The organism is Hydrogenophaga sp. (assembly GCF_051860785.1).
Lineage (GTDB): Bacteria > Pseudomonadota > Gammaproteobacteria > Burkholderiales > Burkholderiaceae_C > Hydrogenophaga.
The window spans coordinates 41,605-61,984 of the sequence record NZ_JBIMLB010000014.1; the positions used below are offsets into that span (position 1 = coordinate 41,605).

General features: G+C 66.4%; 18 protein-coding genes. 16 read left to right on the forward strand and 2 right to left on the reverse strand.

Annotation, left to right across the window (positions count from 1 at the left end; all coding sequences use genetic code 11):
* Position 1 precedes the first annotated feature (1 nt).
* Complete coding sequence (locus ACTIF6_RS17720; protein WP_439589246.1) at positions 2 to 1,312, forward strand: NAD(P)/FAD-dependent oxidoreductase; 1,311 nt, start codon at positions 2 to 4, stop codon at positions 1,310 to 1,312.
* Between the two features lie 57 nt (positions 1,313 to 1,369).
* A complete protein-coding gene (locus ACTIF6_RS17725) occupies positions 1,370 to 2,536 on the forward strand; it encodes an ATP-binding protein (protein ID WP_439589247.1) in 1,167 nt (388 codons plus the stop codon).
* On the opposite strand, the gene ACTIF6_RS17730 is transcribed toward ACTIF6_RS17725, so the two are convergent.
* Positions 2,529 to 4,022, reverse strand: a complete 1,494-nt coding sequence (locus ACTIF6_RS17730) for a PLP-dependent aminotransferase family protein (protein ID WP_439589331.1) — start codon at positions 4,020 to 4,022, stop codon at positions 2,529 to 2,531. The two genes, ACTIF6_RS17725 and ACTIF6_RS17730, sit on opposite strands and share 8 nt — an antisense overlap.
* Positions 4,023 to 4,113: 91 nt before the next feature.
* Here ACTIF6_RS17730 and ACTIF6_RS17735 point away from each other — a divergent pair, with 91 nt between their 5' ends.
* The 14 genes from ACTIF6_RS17735 (at position 4,114) to ACTIF6_RS17800 (ending at position 19,517) form a co-directional block, all read left to right on the forward strand.
* A complete protein-coding gene (locus tag ACTIF6_RS17735; protein WP_439589248.1) occupies positions 4,114 to 4,926 on the forward strand; it encodes a gamma-glutamyl-gamma-aminobutyrate hydrolase family protein in 813 nt (270 codons plus the stop codon).
* A gap of 32 nt (positions 4,927 to 4,958) precedes the next feature.
* A complete protein-coding gene (locus ACTIF6_RS17740; protein WP_439589249.1) occupies positions 4,959 to 6,329 on the forward strand; it encodes a glutamine synthetase family protein in 1,371 nt (456 codons plus the stop codon).
* 24 nt (positions 6,330 to 6,353) lie between these two features.
* Complete coding sequence (locus tag ACTIF6_RS17745) at positions 6,354 to 7,793, forward strand: aspartate aminotransferase family protein (protein ID WP_439589250.1); 1,440 nt, start codon at positions 6,354 to 6,356, stop codon at positions 7,791 to 7,793.
* Positions 7,794 to 7,942: 149 nt separating this feature from the next.
* Positions 7,943 to 9,121 (forward strand): extracellular solute-binding protein, encoded by a 1,179-nt coding sequence (locus tag ACTIF6_RS17750; RefSeq protein WP_439589251.1) that lies wholly within the window; start codon positions 7,943 to 7,945, stop codon positions 9,119 to 9,121.
* A gap of 104 nt (positions 9,122 to 9,225) precedes the next feature.
* Entirely contained in the window at positions 9,226 to 10,323 is a 1,098-nt protein-coding gene (locus ACTIF6_RS17755) for an ABC transporter ATP-binding protein (RefSeq protein WP_439589252.1), read from the forward strand.
* Positions 10,324 to 10,325: 2 nt separating this feature from the next.
* Positions 10,326 to 11,240, forward strand: a complete 915-nt coding sequence (locus ACTIF6_RS17760; RefSeq protein ID WP_439589253.1) for an ABC transporter permease — start codon at positions 10,326 to 10,328, stop codon at positions 11,238 to 11,240.
* 13 nt (positions 11,241 to 11,253) lie between these two features.
* Positions 11,254 to 12,090, forward strand: a complete 837-nt coding sequence (locus tag ACTIF6_RS17765; RefSeq protein WP_439589254.1) for an ABC transporter permease — start codon at positions 11,254 to 11,256, stop codon at positions 12,088 to 12,090.
* Positions 12,091 to 12,195: 105 nt separating this feature from the next.
* Entirely contained in the window at positions 12,196 to 13,665 is a 1,470-nt protein-coding gene (locus tag ACTIF6_RS17770; protein WP_439589255.1) for an aldehyde dehydrogenase, read from the forward strand.
* 10 nt (positions 13,666 to 13,675) lie between these two features.
* Positions 13,676 to 14,983: a 4-aminobutyrate--2-oxoglutarate transaminase gene (gene gabT, locus ACTIF6_RS17775; protein WP_439589256.1), complete on the forward strand. Its 1,308-nt coding sequence runs from the start codon at positions 13,676 to 13,678 to the stop codon at positions 14,981 to 14,983.
* On the forward strand, positions 14,980 to 16,326 hold the full coding sequence (locus tag ACTIF6_RS17780; RefSeq protein WP_439589257.1) for a type III glutamate--ammonia ligase: 1,347 nt from the start codon (positions 14,980 to 14,982) through the stop codon (positions 16,324 to 16,326). The genes gabT and ACTIF6_RS17780 overlap by 4 nt, the downstream gene beginning before the upstream one ends.
* A 9-nt stretch (positions 16,327 to 16,335) precedes the next feature.
* Positions 16,336 to 17,073, forward strand: a complete 738-nt coding sequence (locus ACTIF6_RS17785) for a hypothetical protein (RefSeq protein WP_439589258.1) — start codon at positions 16,336 to 16,338, stop codon at positions 17,071 to 17,073.
* Between the two features lie 334 nt (positions 17,074 to 17,407).
* The gene (locus tag ACTIF6_RS17790) at positions 17,408 to 18,037 is read left to right on the forward strand and encodes a hypothetical protein (protein ID WP_439589259.1); all 630 of its coding nucleotides are present in this window, start codon (positions 17,408 to 17,410) and stop codon (positions 18,035 to 18,037) included.
* Positions 18,034 to 18,453, forward strand: a complete 420-nt coding sequence (locus ACTIF6_RS17795) for a hypothetical protein (protein ID WP_439589260.1) — start codon at positions 18,034 to 18,036, stop codon at positions 18,451 to 18,453. The genes ACTIF6_RS17790 and ACTIF6_RS17795 overlap by 4 nt, the downstream gene beginning before the upstream one ends.
* Before the next feature lie 2 nt (positions 18,454 to 18,455).
* Positions 18,456 to 19,517, forward strand: a complete 1,062-nt coding sequence (locus tag ACTIF6_RS17800) for a hypothetical protein (protein ID WP_439589261.1) — start codon at positions 18,456 to 18,458, stop codon at positions 19,515 to 19,517.
* Between the two features lies 1 nt (position 19,518).
* Here ACTIF6_RS17800 and ACTIF6_RS17805 read toward each other — a convergent pair whose 3' ends face one another.
* The gene (locus ACTIF6_RS17805; protein WP_439589262.1) at positions 19,519 to 20,289 is read right to left on the reverse strand and encodes a class II aldolase/adducin family protein; all 771 of its coding nucleotides are present in this window, start codon (positions 20,287 to 20,289) and stop codon (positions 19,519 to 19,521) included.
* Positions 20,290 to 20,380: the final 91 nt, after the last annotated feature.

The window sequence follows — 20,380 nt, forward strand, 5'->3', positions numbered from 1 at the left end:
CGTGTTCGCGCGTTCGCTCGTGGGTTCCGACACCCAGCTCAACCAGAAGAGCTACTACGAGGCCAGCGTCCAGCGGCCTGATCCCTTGCCGCCGCTGCAGGAATCGCTGGAAGCCGACGCGGTGGTGGTCGGCGCGGGCTTTTCGGGCCTGAGCGCGGCGCTGGAACTGGCCCGGCGCGGCCTCTCGGTGGTGGTGCTGGAGGCCGATCGCATCGGCAGCGGTGCGAGCGGGCGCAACGGCGGGCAGGCCATCGTGGGCTACGCGAGCGGACAGGGGCCGTTCGAAAAACAGCTCGGCGCGGCCGACGCGCAGCGCGCCTGGGACATGTCGATCGAAGCCATCGACCTGATCGACGCGCGCATTGCCGAACACGGCATCGAATGCGACCGTGTGGACGGTTATGTGTACGTGGCCGATTCGGCGCGCAAGGCGATGGCACTGCACGAGGAGATGGAAGGCCTGAAGCGGCGCGGTATTGCGGTGGACTGGGCCGAAGGCGCGGACCTGCCGCGCCTGATCAACAGCCCGCGCTACGTGGCGGCCGCGCGCGAACAGCGCTCGGGCCACCTGCACCCGCTGAAGTACGCGCTGGGCCTTGCACGTGCCGCGCAGGCGGCGGGCGTGCGCATCTTCGAGCACTCGCCGGTGACCGGCCTGCTGCGCGGCTCCACGCTGGTGGCCGGCACCCCGCAGGGCCAGGTGAAGGCGCGCTTCGGCGTGCTGGCAGGCAACTGCATGCTGCCCGAACACGGCCCGCGCGTGGCGCCCGAGGTGGCGCCGCGCATCATGCCGGTGGGCACCTACATCGTGGCCACCGCGCCGCTTGACCCCGAACTCTGCGAGCGCCTGATTCCGCGCAACGCGGCGGTGTGCGACAACAACTTCGTGCTCGACTACTTCCGCTTCAGCGCAGATCACCGCATGCTGTTCGGCGGCCGTGTGAGCTACACCACCCGCACACCGGTGAATCTGGAAGCCGTGATGCGCCAGCGCATGGCCCTGGTGTTTCCCGCGTTGCGTGAGGTGCCCACCGAATTCGTCTGGGGCGGCTTCGTCGACATCAGCATGAACCGCGCGCCCGACTTCGGCCGCCTGGGCCACAACCTCTATTACCTGCAAGGCTTCAGCGGCCACGGCGTGGCGCTCACGGGTCTTGCCGGGCAGCTCGTGGCCGAAGCGGTGGCTGGGCAAGCGGAGCGCTTCGACGTGTACGCGCGCCTCAGGCACAGCCGCTTTCCCGGCGGCCCGCTGTTGCGCACGCCCAGTCTGGCGATGGGGATGCTGTGGCACCGGCTGAGGGATGTTCTCTAAACCGGGCGGGAGCGCTAGAATTACAAATCTGAAATTCAATTTCGAATTTGTAATTCCATGATTCCACGCCTTGCCACTCCTACTCTGCAAAGGCTTGCGAAAGGTTTCCCCATCCTGGCGTTGACGGGTCCGCGTCAGTCCGGCAAGACCACGCTTGCACGCCAGCTGTTCGCGGACAAGCCTTATGTCTCGCTGGAGAATCCGGAAGAGCGGGAGTTCGCCGAGCAGGACCCTCGGCGTTTTCTGGCGAGGTTCGAGGACGGCGCCGTTCTCGACGAGGTCCAGCGATGCCCCAGCCTGTTTTCCTGGCTACAGGGGGTGGTGGACGAACGCCGGCGCATGGGCGATTTTGTGCTCACAGGATCGGCGCAATTCGATCTCATGGCGGGCATTTCACAGTCGCTCGCTGGCCGGGTGGGGCGCGTCGAGTTGTTGCCCTTTTCAGGGGCGGAGCTGGGTGTGGCGCATGCACCTTCCAGGCTGGAAGACATGCTCTTGAAAGGCGCCTACCCAGCGCTGTATGACCGGGAGCTCGATCCAGCGGACTGGTTTTCCAACTACGTGACCACCTACGTGGAGCGCGATGTGCGTCAGCTCATTGCGGTGCGTGACCTGGGTCAGTTTCAGCGGTTCATCCGCATGTGCGCGGCCCGCTCGGGGCAATTGCTCAACCTGTCGGCCCTGGGGGCCGACTGTGGCATTTCGTCCAACACGGCACGCGACTGGATTTCGGTGTTGGAAACGAGTTACCTGGTGACCCGTTTGTTGCCTCACCACCGCAACTTTGGAAAACGGCTGGTGAAAACGCCCAAGCTTTACTTTCTGGATGTGGGACTCATGGCCTGGCTGCTCGGCATACGCGACGCGAATACGCTAGACACACACGCCGCGCGAGGAGCCCTGTTTGAGACCTGGGTGGTGACCGAGCTGATCAAGCAGCGCTACAACGCGGGCCAGAGCGCCGACCTCCATTTCTGGCGCGACAGCCTGGGCCACGAGGTGGACATCGTCTTCGAGACTCCCGAGGGACTGCAGGCCATCGAGGTCAAATCAGGCAGCACGCTGGTTTCGGATTGGGCCGAGGGAGCGCGACAGTGGCAGGAACTCGCCCGACGCGACCAGACGCCGCTGCGCACGCCGGGTCTTGTATTTGGCGGATCGGGACGCTATGAGCGACAGGGCTGCGAGGTGCTGGGCTGGCGCGAATTCGCGGGCATCATTTGATGCCCAATCCCTGTCGCACAGCCGCCGCGATCAGGGGCCCACAGCGTTCGATCTCGGCCAGCGGCGCATAGCCATACCCGATCACCAAACCACGCAGGTCGGTGCGCGCGAGGCAGTAGGCCGACAGCGGCCGCGCGGTCAGGCCGTGTTGCGCCAGGCGAAGTGCCAGCGCGCGGTCGTCCACATCGGGTGGCAGGCGCAGGCACAGGTGCAGGCCCTGTTCGGCGCCGCTGATGCTGGGGCCGTCCGGTTCATCGCGCAGCACGGGCTTGAGGGCTTCCAGCAGGCACTGTCGACGTTCGCCGTAGTTCTGGCGCGCGCGCCGCAGCGCGCTGGCGAAATGGCCCATTTCGATGAACTCGGCCAGGGCCGCCTGCACCGGCATCTGGCCTGGGCGGTTGAGGTCGTAGTGGGCCTGCTTGAAGGCGGCCACCAGCGGCTTGGGCACCACGAGGTAGCCGATCTTCAGGCCCGGGTAGAGCACCTTGGAGAACGTGCCCATGTAGAACACGCGGCCATCCGTATCGAGGCCTTCGAGGCTGGAGATCGGCGGGCCGCTGAAGCGGTATTCGCTGTCGTAGTCGTCTTCCAGCACCCAGGCGTCGTGCGCGCGGGCGGTGGCCAGCAGCTGGTGGCGCCGTGGCAGCGACATCACGGCGCCTGTGGGGTACTGGTGCGAAGGCGTCACGTAGATCAGGCGCGGGGGCTTCGTGTTGTCGACCGTGCTCGGGTTGATGCCCTGTTCGTCCACCGCCACGGGATGCAGTGAGAGCCCGGTGGCCATGAAGGCCTTGACCGCGCCCCAGTAGGCCGGGTCTTCCACCCACACCGTGTCGCCGTGGTCGGCCAGCAGGCGGGCGCAGAGTTCCAGCGATTGCTGTGTTCCGGTGGTGATGACGACCTGGTCGGCCTCCAGGTGCACGCTGCGGAACACGCGCAGGTAGTCGGCCACGGCGCGGCGCAGCGGCGTGTAGCCGCCCGAGTCGTTGTAGTCCAGCATGTCCGGGTAGGTCATGCGCCAGTGCTTGTTCTGCAGGCGCTGCCAGAGCGTGACCGGGAAGGCGCTGAAGTCGACAATGCCGGGTGTGAAGGGCTGCACCTCCAGCTCGGTGGCGCAGTAGGTGGTGGCCAGCGCCTGGCCGCGTGTTGACAGGCGCCGGGCCTGCGGGCTGGCTGCCTGGCCTGCGCTGGCGCGCGCCGTTCGTCCGGGGGTGGCGCGTGGCACGTTGTCGTTCACATAGGTGCCGCTGCCCACGCGGCTCGCCAGGTAGCCCTCCACGCTGAGCTGGTTGATGGCGGCCACCACGGTGTTGCGCGAGAGGGTCAGATCCTCTGCCAGGTCGCGGCTGGAGGGCAGGCGCTCGCCCGCGCCGAGCTTGCCGTCGAGCATGGCGCGGCGCAACGCTTCGTAGAGTTGCCGGTGCAATGGCAGTGCGCCCTGGGTGCCGAGGCGGCCCATTTCGGCGAGGAGGAATTCGGAGAGCATGGGGTAAGTGGCACCCATTGGTGGGTCGAATTGGCTCTCATTGTGATCCAATTGGCCCCCCACAATGAAGGCCATTGTCTGGAGTCGTCTCATGAACAAGCCGCCGCCGTGCATGGTCTGGCTGCCCGCGGATCACCGCCTGATGGGGGATCACGGGCACCAGATGCCCTTTCTGCTGCTGGGTGACAAATACGCTCGTGCGGTCAAGGTGGGTGCCCAGGCCCAGCCGGTGATGTTCCCCCTGGCCGACACCGGCCAGATCAGCGAACTGCTTGCGCTGGTGGACGGGGTGATGCTGACCGGCTCGCCCTCCAATGTGCACCCCTCCCATTTCGATGAGGACGTGGCCGATCCCAGCCTGCCGCTGGACGCCGACCGCGATCTGCTGACGCTCGCGCTCGTGAAGGCTTGCGTGCACGAAGGCGTGCCGCTGCTCGGCATCTGCCGCGGGTTCCAGGAAATCAACGTCGCCCTGGGCGGCACGCTCCACCAAAGGGTGCACGAGGTGCCCGGCCTGATGGACCACCGCGAACCCAAGACCGCACCGCCCGACGAACAGTACGCCCCGCGCCATGCCATCCGCCTGGCACCGGGCAGCGTGTTCGAGGAATGGGCGGGTGGCCCCGAGGCCCAGGTGAATTCGCTGCACGGCCAGGGCATCAACCGGCTGGCCGCGGGGCTGGAGGCGCTGGCCCACGCGCCCGATGGTGTGGTGGAGGCCTTTGGCGTGCGCGGTGCGCGCACCTTTGCCTACGCGGTGCAGTTCCACCCCGAATGGCGGTGCTGGGAAACGCCGTTCTACGCCGCCATCTTCGAAGCTTTCGGGCGAGCCTGCCGCCAGCGCACCAGCCAGCGCCTGCAGGCCGCCGACCTCGCGCGAAGCGCGGCCAGCACCAGCGCCTGATATCACCCCAGCAACCTCACCGGAGACGGCACATGACAGCCCCCCCCAAGAAGATGAACTTCAACGACCTGGAGAACTGGCTCAACCAGAACCGGGTGACCGAGGTCGAGTGCCTGGTGCCCGACCTGACCGGCGTGGCGCGGGGCAAGATCCTGCCGCGCGAGAAGTTCACCGAGGACCGGGGCATGCGCCTGCCGCAAGCCATCGTGGCCATGGGGGTGACGGGCGAGTTTCCCGAGAGCGGGCCTTACTACGATGTGATCGAGCCGACCGATCGCGACATGCAGCTGCGCCCGGACCCGACCACGGTGCGCATCGTGCCCTGGGCCACCGACCCCACCGCGCAGGTGATCCACGACTGCTTCGACCACGCCGGCAAGCTGGTGCCGTTCGCGCCGCGCAGCGTGCTGCGCCATGTGTGCGAGCTGTTCGACGCCGAGGGCCTGGACCCAGTGGTGGCGCCCGAGCTGGAGTTCTACCTGACCGCGCGCAACACCGACCCGAACACGCTGCTCAAGCCGCCGATCGGGCGCAGCGGCCGCGCCGAGACCTCGCGCCAGGCCTACAGCATCGACGCGGTCAACGAGTTCGACCCGCTGTTCGAGGAGATTTACGACTACTGCGACAAGATGCAGCTCAACGTGGACACGCTGATCCACGAGGTGGGTGCCGGGCAGATGGAGATCAACTTCTTCCACGCCCACCCGCTGGGCCTGGCCGACGAGGTGTTCTTCTTCAAGCGCACGGTGCGCGAGGCCGCGCTGCGCCACGACATGTACGCCACTTTCATGGCCAAGCCCATCGCGGGCGAGCCGGGCTCGGCCATGCACGTGCACCAGAGCATCCTGGACAAGGCCACCGGCAAGAACATCTTCAGCAACGACGACGGCACGCCCTCCGAGGCGTTCTACCACTACATCGGCGGGTTGCAGCGCTACATTCCTGCGGCCATGGTGCTGGTGGCGCCGTATGTGAACAGCTACCGCCGCCTCTCGCGCCACACCGCCGCACCCATCAACATCGAGTGGGGCCACGACAACCGCACGGTGGGCATTCGCTCGCCGATCTCCACGCCGCAGGCGCGCCGGGTGGAGAACCGCGTGATCGGCGCCGACGCCAACCCTTATGTGGCCATGGCCATGACGCTGGCCTGCGGCTACCTGGGCCTGAAGAACAAGATCAAGCCCAAGCCGGAGATGAAGGGCGACGCCTACCTGGCGCCGTACTCGCTGCCGCGCAGCCTGGGCGAGGCGCTCGATTGGTTGCGCCGCGAGCCCGACCTGCACGAGGTGCTGGGCAAGGAATTCATCACCATCTACACCGAGATCAAGGAGCTGGAGTTCGACGAGTTCATGAAGGTGATCTCGCCCTGGGAACGCGAGCACCTCCTTCTGCATGTCTGAACACGCCATTCCTGGACGCACGCCATGAACACCTCCACCCTCATTGCTCCTCCCGCCCTGGTGCGCCGTGCCGAGCAGCACGATACCCAGGCGATCCAGGCGCTGGACAGCGCGCATTACCTTCACCCCTTCACCGACCATGGCGATCTGGCCACACGCGGTGCCCGCGTGATCACCCGGGCCGAGGACATCTACATCTGGGACTCCGAGGGCAAGAAGATCCTCGACGCGATGAGCGGGCTGTGGTGCGTCAACGCCGGCTACGGGCGCAAGGAGCTGGCCGATGCGGCGTATCAGCAGATGATGACGCTGCCCTTCTACAACAGCTTTTTCCAGACCACCAACGTGCCGGCGGTTCAGCTGGCGACCAAGCTGGCGCAGATCGCGCCGCAGGTGGGTGGCCGCAAGTTCGAGCACGTGTTCTTCAGCTCCAGCGGCAGCGAGAGCAACGACACCAACGTGCGCATGGTGCGCCGCTACTGGGACCTGCTGGGGCAGCCGCAGCGCAAGGTGATCATCAGCCGCCACAACGCCTACCACGGCAGCACCATGGCCGGCGCCTCGCTGGGCGGCATGAGCGGCATGCACGCGCAGGGCGACCTGCCGATTCCCGACATCACGCACATCGAGCAGCCGTACTTCTACGAACACGCGCAGCCGGGTGAAACGCCGGCCGCGTTCGGTGTGCGTGCGGCGCGCTGGCTGGAAGAGAAAATCCTCGCGGTGGGCGCAGGCCGGGTGGCGGCGTTCATCGCCGAGCCGGTGCAGGGCGCTGGCGGTGTGATCATTCCGCCCGAGACCTACTGGCCCGAGATCCAGCGCATCGTGGACAAGCACGGCATCCTGCTGATTGCCGACGAAGTGATCTGCGCCTTTGGCCGGCTCGGCCACTGGTTCGCCTACGAGAGGTTCGGCATTCGCCCCGACCTGGTGACCTTCGCCAAAGGCGTGACCAGTGGCTACATTCCGCTCGGCGGCGTGATGGTGGGCGACCGCGTGGCCCAGGTGCTGGTGGACAAGGGCGGCGAGTTCAACCACGGTTACACCTACAGCGGCCACCCGGTGGCCTGCGCGGTGGCGCTGGCCAACATCGAGCTCATGGAGCGCGAGAAGCTGGTGGAACGGGTGAAGGACGACACCGGCCCCTACCTGGCAGAGTGTTTTGCCCAGCTGGCCAGCCACCCCCTGGTGGGCGCGGCCGAGACCTGCGGCTTCGTGGCCGGTCTGGTGCTGGTGAAGCACAAGGGCAAGCGCGAGATGTTCGACCCGGAACTCGGGGTGGGCATGAAGTGCCGCGCGCACTGCTTCAAGAACGGCCTGATCATGCGCGCCGTGGGCGACCGCATGATCATTGCGCCGCCGCTGGTGATGACGCGCGCCCAGATCGACGAGATGATGGCGCTCATCCTGCGCTGCCTGGACGCCACGCTGGAAGAGTTGCGCGGGGCAGGGCAACTGGCTTGAATAGAATGCCCGTTGCAGCGCCCCGCTGGTCGATTCCTGGAACCTGTGGGCCCGCATTGGGTCTGGAAATTGCTAGGCTTGTCCACGCGTTTGTCAGCCCGTCCGGTTGAGTTCTAACGGTCATTAACCTCCTTGGAGTGAGCAACACCATGAAAAAGCACGTCCTGGTTCTCGCGATGTCAGCTGTTCTGCTGGCCGCCTGTGGCAAGAAAGAGGAGCCTGCAGCGGCACCTGCCGCGCCCGCCCCGGTGGCCGCCGCCCCGGCCACTCCCGCGCCGCCGCCCGGCCCGGTGCTGGACGACGAGAAGGTCCTGAACATTTACAACTGGCCGGACTACATCACCGAGACCCTGGTCGCCGACTTCGAGAAGGAGTACGGCATCAAGGTGAACTACGACACCTTCGAGAACAACGAAGCCCTGCACGCCAAGCTGGTGGCCGGCAATTCGGGCTACGACATCGTGATCCCCACCGCCGGCTTCGCCAAGAAGCAGATCGACGGTGGTCTCTACCAGCCGATCGACAAGAGCAAGCTGACCAACTACGCCAACCTCGACCCCGACTTCATGGCCAAGATCGCCGGCGTGGACCCGGAGAACAAGCACCTGGTGCCATGGGCCTGGGGCTTCACCACCGTGGGCATCAACAAGCAGAAGGTCGAGAAGGCGCTGGGCGGCATGCCCATGCCTGAAAACGCCTGGGACCTGGTGTTCAAGCCCGAGTACTCCAGCAAGCTGCGCTCCTGTGGCATCGCCTACCTCGACTCGCCCAGCGAGATCCTGCCGGTGGCGCTGCACTACGTGGGCAAGCCGGCCTACAGCGAGAACAAGGACGACTTCAAGCTCGCGGGTGACATGCTGAAGAAGGTGCGCAAGGACGTGCGCCTGTTCTCCAGCACCATGATCGACGACATCGCCGGCGGCAAGGCCTGCGCCTTCATCGGCTGGTCGGGCGACATCAACATCGCCGCCGACCGCGTGAAGGAAACCGGTGGCAAGGACGAGATCGTGCCGCTGCTGCCCACCGGCGGTGGTCTGGTGTTCATCGACACCATGGCCATCCCCAAGGACGCCAAGCACCCGAACAACGCGCACGTGTTCATGGACTACTACCTGCGCGCGGCCAACGGCGCGGCCATGGCCAACGAGCTGAACTACCCCACGGGCAACAAGGCCGCGCTCGCCGACATCAAGGATGAGGTCAAGGGCAACACGACCATCTTCCTGACCCCGGAAGACACGGCTCGCCTGATCGCCACCGGCGGGTTCTCCAACGATGTCTCCGGTGTGGTCAACGAGACCTACAACGCGTTCAAGCGCGGCAAGTAATTCACGCGCCGACGCCGCTCGGGCACACCAAGGGCTGTTCTTCCTCCGGGTCGAACAGCCCTTTTCATTGGGTACTGCGAAGAAGCGCAGAAAGGGACTTCAAGATGGCAGACACAGCGGGTTTCCTGGTGACCGAGAAACTGGTCAAACGGTTTGACGAGGCGGTGGCGGTGGACGAGGTGTCGCTGTCCATCGGCAAGGGCGAGATCTTTGCCTTGCTGGGCAGCTCGGGCTGTGGCAAGTCCACCCTGCTGCGCATGCTCGCGGGCTTCGAGAAACCCACGTCGGGGCGCATCCTGCTCGGCGGGCAGGACGTGGCGGCCATGCCGCCCTACGACCGCCCGGTGAACATGATGTTCCAGTCCTACGCGCTGTTTCCGCACCTCAACATCTGGGAGAACGTGGCCTTCGGCCTCAAGCGTGAGGGTCTGCCGAAGGCGGAAATCCAGCAGCGCACCGACGAGATGCTGGCGCTGGTGCAGCTCACGCCTTATGCCAAGCGCAAGCCGCACCAGCTCTCGGGCGGGCAGCAGCAGCGCGTGGCCCTGGCGCGCAGCCTGGCCAAGCGGCCCAAGATGCTGCTGCTCGACGAGCCCCTGGGCGCGCTGGACAAGAAGCTGCGCGAGCAGACGCAGTTCGAGCTGGTGAACATCATCGAGAAGGTGGGCGTGACGGTGGTGATGGTCACGCACGACCAGGAAGAGGCCATGACCATGGCCAGCCGCATCGCCATCATGAGCAAGGGGCGCGTGCTGCAGGTGGGCACGCCGGAAGAAATCTACGAGCACCCCACCAACCGCTTCGTTGCCGACTTCATTGGCAACGTCAATCTGTTCGAGGGCAAGCTGAGCGTCGATGAACCCGATCGTTGTGCCGCGTCCACGGCCATCGGCGAGATCCACGTCGGCCACGGCGTGAGCGGCACGCTGAACATGCCGGTGGCGATTGCCGTGCGGCCCGAGAAGCTGGAGATCAGCAAGCAGCACCCGGGCGCCGATGCCGGGCCCAATGTGTTCACCGGCAAGGTCAAGGAAATCGCCTACTTCGGTTCCTACAACACCTTCATCGTGGCCGCCAGTGACGGCACCAAGGTGAAGATCACCGAGGCCAACACCTCGCGCCACGACCTGTCCGACATCACCTGGGAAGACAACGTCTATTTCTGGTGGTCCGACAGCGCCGGCATCGTGCTGAGGGACTGATCATGGCCGCACACATCCCCGTTCCCGGCAAGCGCTTCGTCATCGGCGTGCCCTATGTGTGGCTGCTGGTGTTCTTCTTCCTGCCGTTCCTGATCCTGCTCTACATCAGCTTCGTGGACATGGGCGGCGACATCAGCCCCTTCAAACCGATCTGGGACCCGGTCACCGGCATCCTCAGCCTGAAGTACGAGAACTACCTGTCGATCTTCCGGGTGGCCGAGGGTGAGCCGCTGTTCCGCACGCTCTACATCGATGCCTACGTGCGATCGATCTGGTACGCGCTGTGCACCGCCATCCTGTGCCTGGTCATCGGCTATCCGTTTGCCTACTTCATCGCGCGCTCGCCGGCCAGCATCCGGCCAGCGCTGCTGCTCATGGTGATGCTGCCGTTCTGGACCTCGTTCCTGCTGCGCGTCTACGCCTGGAAGGGCATCCTCGCCGACCAGGGCGTGCTCAACCGGCTGTTGATGACGCTCGGGATCACCAGCGAGCCCATTCCCATGCTCTACACCAACGTGTCCATGCTGATCGGCATGACCTACGTGTACCTGCCGTTCATGGTGCTGCCGCTCTACGCCAACCTGGTGAAGATGGACTTCCGACTGCTTGAGGCCGCCTACGACCTGGGCACCTCGCCCTTCAAGGCCTTCTGGCTGGTCACCGTGCCGCTGTCCAAGGCCGGCATCATCGCTGGCTTCATGCTGGTGTTCATTCCCTGCGTGGGCGAGTTCGTGATTCCCTCGCTGCTGGGCGGGCCGGAGAACCTGATGATCGGGCGCGTGGTGTGGGACGAGATGTTCACCGCCAACGACTGGCCGCGCGCCACCGCGCTGGCGGTGGTGATGATCGCGCTGATCGTGATCCCGCTGGCGCTGTACTACCACTACACTGCCGACGCCGCCGAGCCGCGCAAGTGAACAGGGCCAGACCATGAAACAACTGCTTGAAAAACACTTCGGCAAGGCCTGGCTGGCGCTGGTGTTCGCCTTCCTGTACCTGCCGCTGCTGTTCATGATCGTGTTCTCGTTCAACAGCACCCGGCAGGACGCGCGCTTCACCGGCTTCTCGCTGCGCTGGTACGAGGCGCTCACGCGAGACACCAAGATCGTCGAAGGCTTCTGGCTCTCGCTCAAGGTGGCCACGGTCACCGGCCTGCTCTCGGCCGTGCTCGCCACGTTTGCCGCCTTCGTGCTGGTGCGCTACCGCCGCTTCCTTGGCCGCACCATCTTCAGCGGCATGGTCAACGCGCCGCTGGTGATGCCCGAGGTGATCATTGGCCTGTCGCTGCTGCTGCTGGCGGTGGGTGCGCAGAACCTGTTCGGCTGGCCGCAGCGCGGGTTGCTCACCATCATCCTGGGCCACACGCTGCTGGGCATGGCGTATGGCGTGGTGGTGATTCAGTCGCGCCTGGCCGAAATGGACCGCTCCATCGAAGACGCCGCCATGGACCTGGGAGCCAGGCCCCATCAGGTGTTCTTCCTGATCACGCTGCCCAACATCTTCCAGGCGCTGCTCGCGGCCTTCCTGCTGGCGTTCACGCTGTCGTTCGACGACGTGGTGATCGCCGAATTCCTCTCCGGCCCGGGCGTGAATACCCTGCCGCAGGTGATCTTCGGCTACGCCCGGCGCGGCATCAACCCCACCATCTACGCGGCCGCCACGCTGCTGATCACCACCGTGACCATCGTGATCGTGAGCTACGCGGTGTGGGTGGCGCGGGCGACGCGCAAGCGGGAGCGGGAGATCGCTGCAGCGGTGAGGAGTTGATCTCCACTGGATCGCTGCCAACCGGGGAAATTGGCTTTGCGGCGATGACGGTTTCGGGCGTAGCATGGGGCCACTTCCTCTGGCCCTGCACCCCGGAACCCGCCCATGACCGACCTGACTTTCGACGGCCGCGCTTTCATCAACGGCGAGCGCGTCGCCGCGCGCGACGGCCAGACCTTTGACTGCCTCTCGCCGGTGGACGGCCGGTTGCTGACGGCGGTGGCGCGCTGCGGCGAGGCCGACATCGACGCCGCCGTGACCGCTGCGCGCACCGCCTTCGAGGACCAGCGCTGGAGCGGCATGGCGCCGGCGCAGCGCAAGCGCGTGATGATCAAGTTCGCCGAGCAGCTCATCGCCCACGCCGACGAGCTCGCGCTGACCGAGACGCTGGACATGGGCAAGCCGGTCAAATACGCGCGCAGTGTGGACGTGAACAGCGCGGCCAACTGCATCCGCTGGTACGGCGAGGCGGTGGACAAGGTGTACGACGAGATTGCGCCCACTGGCCGCAACGCGCTGGCGCTGATCACGCGCGAGCCGGTCGGCGTGGTGGGCGTCATCGTGCCGTGGAACTACCCCATGATCATGGCGGCGTGGAAGATCGCGCCCGCGCTGGCGGCCGGCAATTCCGTGGTGCTCAAGCCGAGCGAAAAGAGCCCGTTGACCGCGCTGCGCCTGGCCGAGCTGGCGTTGGCCGCGGGCATTCCGCCCGGCGTGTTCAATGTGGTGCCGGGTTACGGCCCGGAAACCGGCAGCCCGCTTGCGCTCCACATGGACGTGGACTGCATCGCCTTCACCGGCAGCACGCGCGTGGGCAAGCAGATCCATGTGATGGCCGGGCAGAGCAACCTGAAGCGCGCCTGGACGGAACTGGGAGGCAAGTCGCCCAACATCGTGTTCGCAGACTGCCCTGACCTGGACAAGGCGGTGGAAGCCGCGGTGGGCAGCATCTTCTTCAACCAGGGCGAGAGCTGCAACGCGCCCTCGCGCCTGTTTGTCGAAGCGTCGATCAAGGACGCCTTCCTGGAAAAAGCCCTGAAGCTGGTGCCGCAGTACCAGCCCGGCAACCCGCTGGAGAAAAGCACGGTGATGGGCGCGATCGTCGACCGCACGCAGCTCGACACCGTGCTGCGCTACATCGACAGTGGCCAGCAGGAGGGCGCGAAGCTGCTCGCGGGTGGCGCGGCGGTGGAGCCCGTCAAGGGTGGTCTGTACGTGCAGCCGACGATCTTCGATGGTGTGACCAACACCATGACCATCGCGCGCGAGGAGATCTTCGGCCCGGTGCTTTCCGTGCTGTCTTTCACCGATGCGGCCGACGTGGTGAAGCAGGCCAACAGCAACATCTACGGCCTGCAGGCGGCGGTGTGGACGCGCGACATCAACAAGGCGCATGGTGTGGCGCGCGCGCTGCGCGCCGGCACGGTGCACGTGAACCAGTACGACGAGGACGATATCACCGTGCCCTTCGGCGGCTTCAAGCAGAGCGGCGTGGGCCGCGACAAGTCGCTGCACGCCTTCGACAAGTACACCGAGACCAAGACGACGTGGATCCGGATCGACAGCCCTGTTTAAGGAGACCGAGATGAATGCACCGCAAAAGTCCGAGCACCTGAACGCGCCCCACACCAACGCCGCCTGGCACGCGCGCCGGCTGGCCGCCACGCCGCGCGGCGTGGGCGTGATGGGTGACTTCTTCATCGAACGCGCGAAGAACGCGGAGTTCTGGGACATCGAGGGGCGCCGCTTCATCGACTTCGCGGGCGGCATCGCGGTGCTCAACACCGGGCATGTGCACCCGAAGGTGCAGGCGGCGATTGCAGCGCAGTTGCAGCGCTTCACGCACAGCTGCTATCAGGTGGTGCCGTACACCGAATACGTGGCGCTGGCCGAGCGCATCAATGAGCTGGTGCCGATCGACGGCCCGGTGAAGACGGCGTTTTTCTCCACGGGTGCCGAGGCGATCGAGAACGCGATGAAGATCGCGCGCAGCAGCACCGGCCGCAGCGGTGTCATCGCCTTCGGCGGCGCGTTCCACGGCCGCAGCATGTTCTCGGTGGCGCTCACCGGCAAGGTGCAGCCCTACAAGGCCGGCTTCGGCCCGTTCCCGCCCGAGATCTACCACGTGCCCTTCCCAGCCGACGGCACTTCGCTCGATGACACCAAGCACGCGATGGAGCAGCTCTTCAAGTGCGACATCGAACCTTCGCGCGTGGCCGCCATCGTGTTCGAGCCGGTGCAGGGCGAGGGCGGTTTCAACGTGATTCAGAAGGAGGCCGTGCAGTGGCTGCGCGGCCTCTGCGACCAGCACGGCATCCTGCTGGTGGCCGACGAGGTGCAGACCGGTTTTGCGCGCACGGGGAAGATGTTCGCGCTGGAGCACTTCGGCGTGAGCCCCGACCTGATGACCATGGCCAAGAGCATGGCCGGTGGCACCACGCTGTCGGCCGTGAGTGGCAAGGCCACCATCATGGACGGCCCCGCGCCGGGCGGCCTGGGCGGCACCTATGCGGGCAACCCGCTGGCCATCGCGGCATCGCACGCGGTGCTGGACGTGATGCTGGAAGAGAAGCTGCCCGAGCGCGCGCAGCAACTGGGCGACCGGCTCATCACCCACCTGAACTCGGCGAAGGCGAAGTACCGCCGCATCGGCGACGTGCGCGGCCTGGGCGCCATGGTGGCCTGCGAGTTCAACGACGCCGCCACTGGCGCGCCCGACGCCGACGTCACGAAGCGCGTGCAGGCCGCTGCGCTTCAGCGCGGCCTGTTGCTGCTGACCTGTGGCGTCTACGCCAACGTGATCCGCTTCCTGTTCCCGCTGACCATCGAGGACCAGGTGTTCGACGAAGCCCTGGCGGTGCTGGACGCGGCCATGGCCGAGGTGCTGGCTTGAGCCGGCAGCCCACGCCCACGCTGGACGAGCGCATCGCCGCGCTGCGCGCGCAGGGCATCCATTCGGTGCTCGCCACGTTCACCGACCTGCCGGGCGTGCCCAAGGGCAAGCTGGTGCCGCTCTCGGGCCTGGCGGGCGCGGTGGAAACCGGGGCCGGGTTTTCCGGGCCGAGCATTGCCGGCACCGGTCTGCCGCGCATGGGTGCGCGCAGCGAATACATGGGCCGCGTGCGGCCCGAAAGCCTGCGCCCGCTGCCTTTCATGCCGGGTGTGGCGCACGCGGTGTGCGACGGTTTTGCCGGCGGCGAACCGCTGGACACCTGCCCGCGCCAGGTGCTGCAACGCCAGGTGGCGCGCCTGAAGGCGCGTGGCTGGACGCTGTGGGTCGGCATCGAGCCCGAGTTCTTTCTGTTGAAGCGCCAGGCCCAAGGCGGCTGGCAGGTGGCCGACGCCGAGGACAGGCTGGCCAAGCCGTCCTACGACCTGTCGGCCATCGGCCGCAACTTCGGTTTTCTGGATGCCATGCGCCAGACGCTGGACGCGCTGGGCTTCGAGCTCCAGCAGATGGACCACGAGGACGCCATCGGCCAGTACGAGATCAACTACCGGCACGACGACGCCCTGGCTGCCGCCGACCGCTACCAGCTCTTCAAGCTTGCCACGCAGGCCGTGGCCCAGCAGCACGGGCTGGTGTTCTCCACGATGCCCAAGCCGCTGGCGCACGCACCGGGCAGTGGCCTGCACTTTCACCTGAGCCTGACCGACGAAAAGGGCAACGCCCTGATGGCCGACCCTGCCGGCACACTGGGCTTGAGCGAAACCGGCCAGCAGTTCGCCGCCGGCCTGCTGCACCACGCCGATGCGCTGGCCGCACTGTGTGCGCCCACGGTGAACAGCTACAGGCGCCTGGCCGCGAGCGCCAGCGCATCGGGCACCACCTGGTCGCCGGTGTGGAAGGCCGTGGGCGACAACAACCGCACCTGCCTCGTGCGCACGGTGGCGGGCCGGCTGGAATGGCGCCTGCCCGATCCCTCCTGCAACGTCTACGCCGCCATCGCCGGCACGCTGGCCGCCGGCCTGTCGGGCATCGACCAGGCGCTGCCGATGCCGACGCCCTGCGAAGACGACCTGTACGAACGCCACGCGCGCGGTGGACCCATGCCGGAACGTCTGCCACGCGACCTGCATGCGGCGCTGGATGCACTGGCCGGCGACACCGCATTGCGCGAAGCCGTGGGCGCTGCGTTCTGCGAGCAGTTCCTGGCGCTCAAACGCACCGAGTGGGACGCCTGGAGCCTGCAGGTCAGCGACTGGGAAATGGACCGGTACGCCGACGCTGGATAATCGGCCCCGTTGAACCCGCCCAACTCCGCCCTCAAGACCTGGACCAAGACCGCCGATCGGCCCCTGCGCAGCCTGCGCAAGTCGATGAGCATCTGGCTGTTCGCCCATTTCGTGGGCGTGCCGGTGCCGTGGCATGCGGTGCGCCAGACCGACGGCGTGGCCCTGCTGGCCTACGAGCACGAACGGCTGCTGGCGCTGGCGGCGGCCGGCGAACAGGTGCCACCCGTGCTGGCGTTCAACGGCCAGGCGCTCACCACCGGCGACGTGGGCGACACGCTGGACCACCAGCTGCACCGTCTGCCCGAGACCGAGTGGCTGGCGCTGATGTGCGCGGCCAGTGCCGATCTGGCGGCCTTCCACGCGCGGGGGCAATGGCACGGTGGGGCGCAGATCCGCAACATCACCTGGGATGGCGAGCGCTTCGCCCGGCTCGATTTCGAGGAACGCCTGCAACCCGGCATGGCCCTGGCCACGGTGCAGGTGTACGACATGCTGCAGTTGCTGCTGTCGCTGGCGCGCTACCTGCAGCCGCTGGGGCCGGGCGCGGTGCAGGCGGTGCTGCAGGCCTACGACGACGCGGCGCCCGAAGGGCACGCCTTGCGCGCCTACATCGCTCACCTGCTGCCGCGCCTGCAGCGCGTCTCGCGCCTGGCGGCCTGGTCGCGCCGGCTGGACGGCTCCCGGGAGCTGGTGCGGTTGCGAACGGTGCTCAAGGGCATGGCGGCATTTGTCGAGCCGCGCCGCTGAACGCGGACGACCCCGGTTCCAGGCCGCCGATGCTTCGTGACCGCGGGTCACGGGTCTGTGAACGGGTGGGGAAGCGGGCCATGCGACGGGCCAGAATGCGCGCCAGTTTCCCTTTGGAGTGGCGATGCCGCAGAACCCTGAACCCCAACACTCTCCTTCTCTTGCCCCGATCCAGAACCCAGAGAGGCTGAGCCGTGCCATTGACGCCATCGGGCGGATGCCTCCCGAACACCGGCCCGGAGCCTATTCCCAACTCTTCACGCCAGAACGGTTGCAGCAGGTGGCACCCTTATGCGATGCCCGGACCGTCGGATGGATCGCAGGCCAACTCGGTATGCTTCCTGAGCTGCGGAATGAGCTGGACCGGTTTTTCACGCCGCACGTGATCGAACAGCTGGCGGCTTCAGGCGACGCGCAGGCCATCGGACATGCCCTGCATGGAGCTCACGTCATGAGCGATGACGCGCAGCGGGGGGCGGTGCAGCGCAGGCTGCTGGCCACCGAAGTGCTGCAGGCGGTGGCCACGAATGGTGACATCCATGGCATTTCACTGATCGCCTCCGCCGCCACGGAGGCTCCCGAGGCCCAACAGCGCGAGGTGCAGCGCCTTTTGCTCACGCCGGATCTTCTGGACAAGGTCGCGCAAACGGACCGGGGCCTGGACATTGCCATGATGGCCGATGCCATTGACCGCCTGCCCGTTGCAGACCAGGCAACTGCCCTCGGCCACCTGTTGACACCCGGTGCGCTCAATACGGTGGTGGCCTCCGGCGGCGCTCAAGGCATTGAAGCAACGAAAAGGGCGGCGCAGCATCTGCCCCCCGAGAGAAGGGATGGGGTGATCGCAGGACTGTCGTCAGGAGCCCAGGCGACCGCCGGTCTTTCGTGGCGCGATGTCGCGAATGGAGCGACAACGGCAGCAGGAACTCCCCGCCTCTCTGGCCCGGGAGGCGCTGGGCTGTGACGGAGGAACTGATCCAGATCGTCGAGGCCTGTGAAGTAGCAGCCAGCGCGTTGGACCCTGCGGAGCGCACGGCAGCGTTGCGAGAGGCGCTCATGCCACCGGCGCTGATCACGCTCGCGCAATCGGGCGATTTCCGGGCCATCGGGCGGGTGACCAGGGCGGCCGCCACCTCGGAAAATCCCGAGTGCATTGGCTGGCTGACCCGGGTGATCTGCTCTCCTGGTTCGCTGCCTCCGTTGCTGAAGGATGGGGTGCGCGATAGGGTGATTGCGCAGCTGGCATCGAGCTCGGGTGCGCCGATGCAAAGATCCGAGATGTCCGATCCGCCGTGGAAGCGTGTGTTGAATGGGGTGGGGGACACTTCCACCATCGCACAACGGCGGCTACGGCCGCCTCGGGGTTGCGCGCTTACCTGACCATGCCGAGCCGGATCGAGGAGTTGCATGGCGATCTGAGAACAGCTCTCGGTCGCAGCGATGGCAAGCGGTCATCGGCGCTTCTCGAGCTGCTGTCTCAAGACCCTGTGGTCGATCTGATGACGGGCGGTGGCAATCTGGCGTTGATCCGCGACGTCTTCAGGGCGGCCATCTTCCTGAGCAATGAGTTGCAGAACCAGGATGTGTTGCGCCGCTTGTGCAAATCGCGGGCCTTGGGCACCGTGGCGGCTTCTGGCAACGCCGGGTTGATCGACTATGTGGTTTACGCCCTGGAAGACCTGCCCGATGCCGAGCGCGCCCCGCCATTGCTCGAGCTGCTCACGCCGGAAGCCATCGACACCGTGGCCAGGCTGGGCGAGGCGGGTGCGATCGCCCGTGTGGCCGGCGCGTGCATCGCCTTTCCAATTACCGCGCGGTTCGCGGCCATGCAAGCGTTGTTCATGGACCGTGCTGTGGACGAAGTGGCCCAGTCGGGCGACGCCGTGCTCATCGGGGATGTGGCCAACGCGATGGACGATCTGCCTCGGGAGCGGAAGGGGCACGCACTGGGTCGCTTGATCACGGACGATTCGCTGGACGCTGTGCTGCAATCAGATGACGCCAGAACCATCGGATTCGTTGCTTCGGGTGTTGGCCATCTCGACGCCGAGGCGCAAGCGGTTTTCCTGTCTCGGATCTATGCAGACGGTGTGCTGGGTGCGGTGGAGACTTCCACCGACCTGATGGGCATTGCGATCGTGGCGCAGGCGGCGCAAGCCTTGCCTCCGGACGGTTTCGCAAGGGTGGCGAATCGATTGCTCACGCTCGAATTCGTGCGGCGAGTGGCGCGAGAGGGCGACAAGGATTGCGCGGGACTGGTGATAGACGCTGCAAGGGGCCTCTCGCCAGAGCGGCAGAGCGAAGTGGTGAGTCAGCTTTGCACGCAGGCAGCGCCCGCCACTGCAGGCCATGCGACATGGAGGGGTTTCCTGGAGAAAGCACACCGTACCCGCGCCGCTTCGGCTCCGCTCCCTGAAACACGCCGCGTGCTGAACGGGCCTTGATTCAGGTCCTGTAGCCCGGGTCCATCCGCTCGGCCTTGCGCAGCAGCGCCGGCCACGCCAGCTGGGCGCCCTGGCCGGCGGTGGCCACGCGCATCACGTCGGCCATGCCGGCGAGGATGGCGGGGTTCACCTGCGTGAGTTCACCACCGCCGGCCTGCGCATCGATCTGGATGCGGCAGGTGTTCTCCAGCGTGTACATGTGCAGGAACGCGTCGGCGATGGTGCGGCCCACGGTGAGCATGCCGTGGTTGCGCAGCACGAGGTAGTTGGCCTCGCCCAGGTCGGCCTGCAGGCGCACCTTTTCCTCTGGCCGCAGCGCCACGCCTTCGTAGTCGTGGTACGCCAGCGAATGCAGCACGAAGGTGCTTTGCTGGCTGATGGGCAGGATGCCGGCCTTCTGCGCGCTCACGCCCACGCCCGCGCGGGTGTGCGTGTGCAGCACGCAGCCGGCTTCGGGCCGGGCTTCGTGCACGGCGCTGTGGATCACGAAGCCGGCCGGGTTCACGGGGAAGGGCGAGTCGTGCAGCTTGTTGCACGCCATGTCGACCTTGACCAGGCTGCTGGCCGTGATCTCGTCGAACATGAGGCCATAGGGGTTGATGAGGAACTGGTGCTCGCCGCCGGTCAAGCTGTCGGGCAGCTTGGCGCTGATGTGCGTGAACACCAGATCGGTCCAGCCGTAGGCGGCGGCCAGGCGGTAGCAGGCGGCGAGATCGCAGCGCAGCGCCCATTCCTCGGCGCTGACCACTTCCCGGAGGGACGGAATGTGCATGGCGTGTCTCCATGGCCGCCTCGAAGGTGTGCGGCCTGCCTCGCACTGTAGGCCGTTTGGGCGATCCTGTGCTGTCGCTGCATCGACAGCG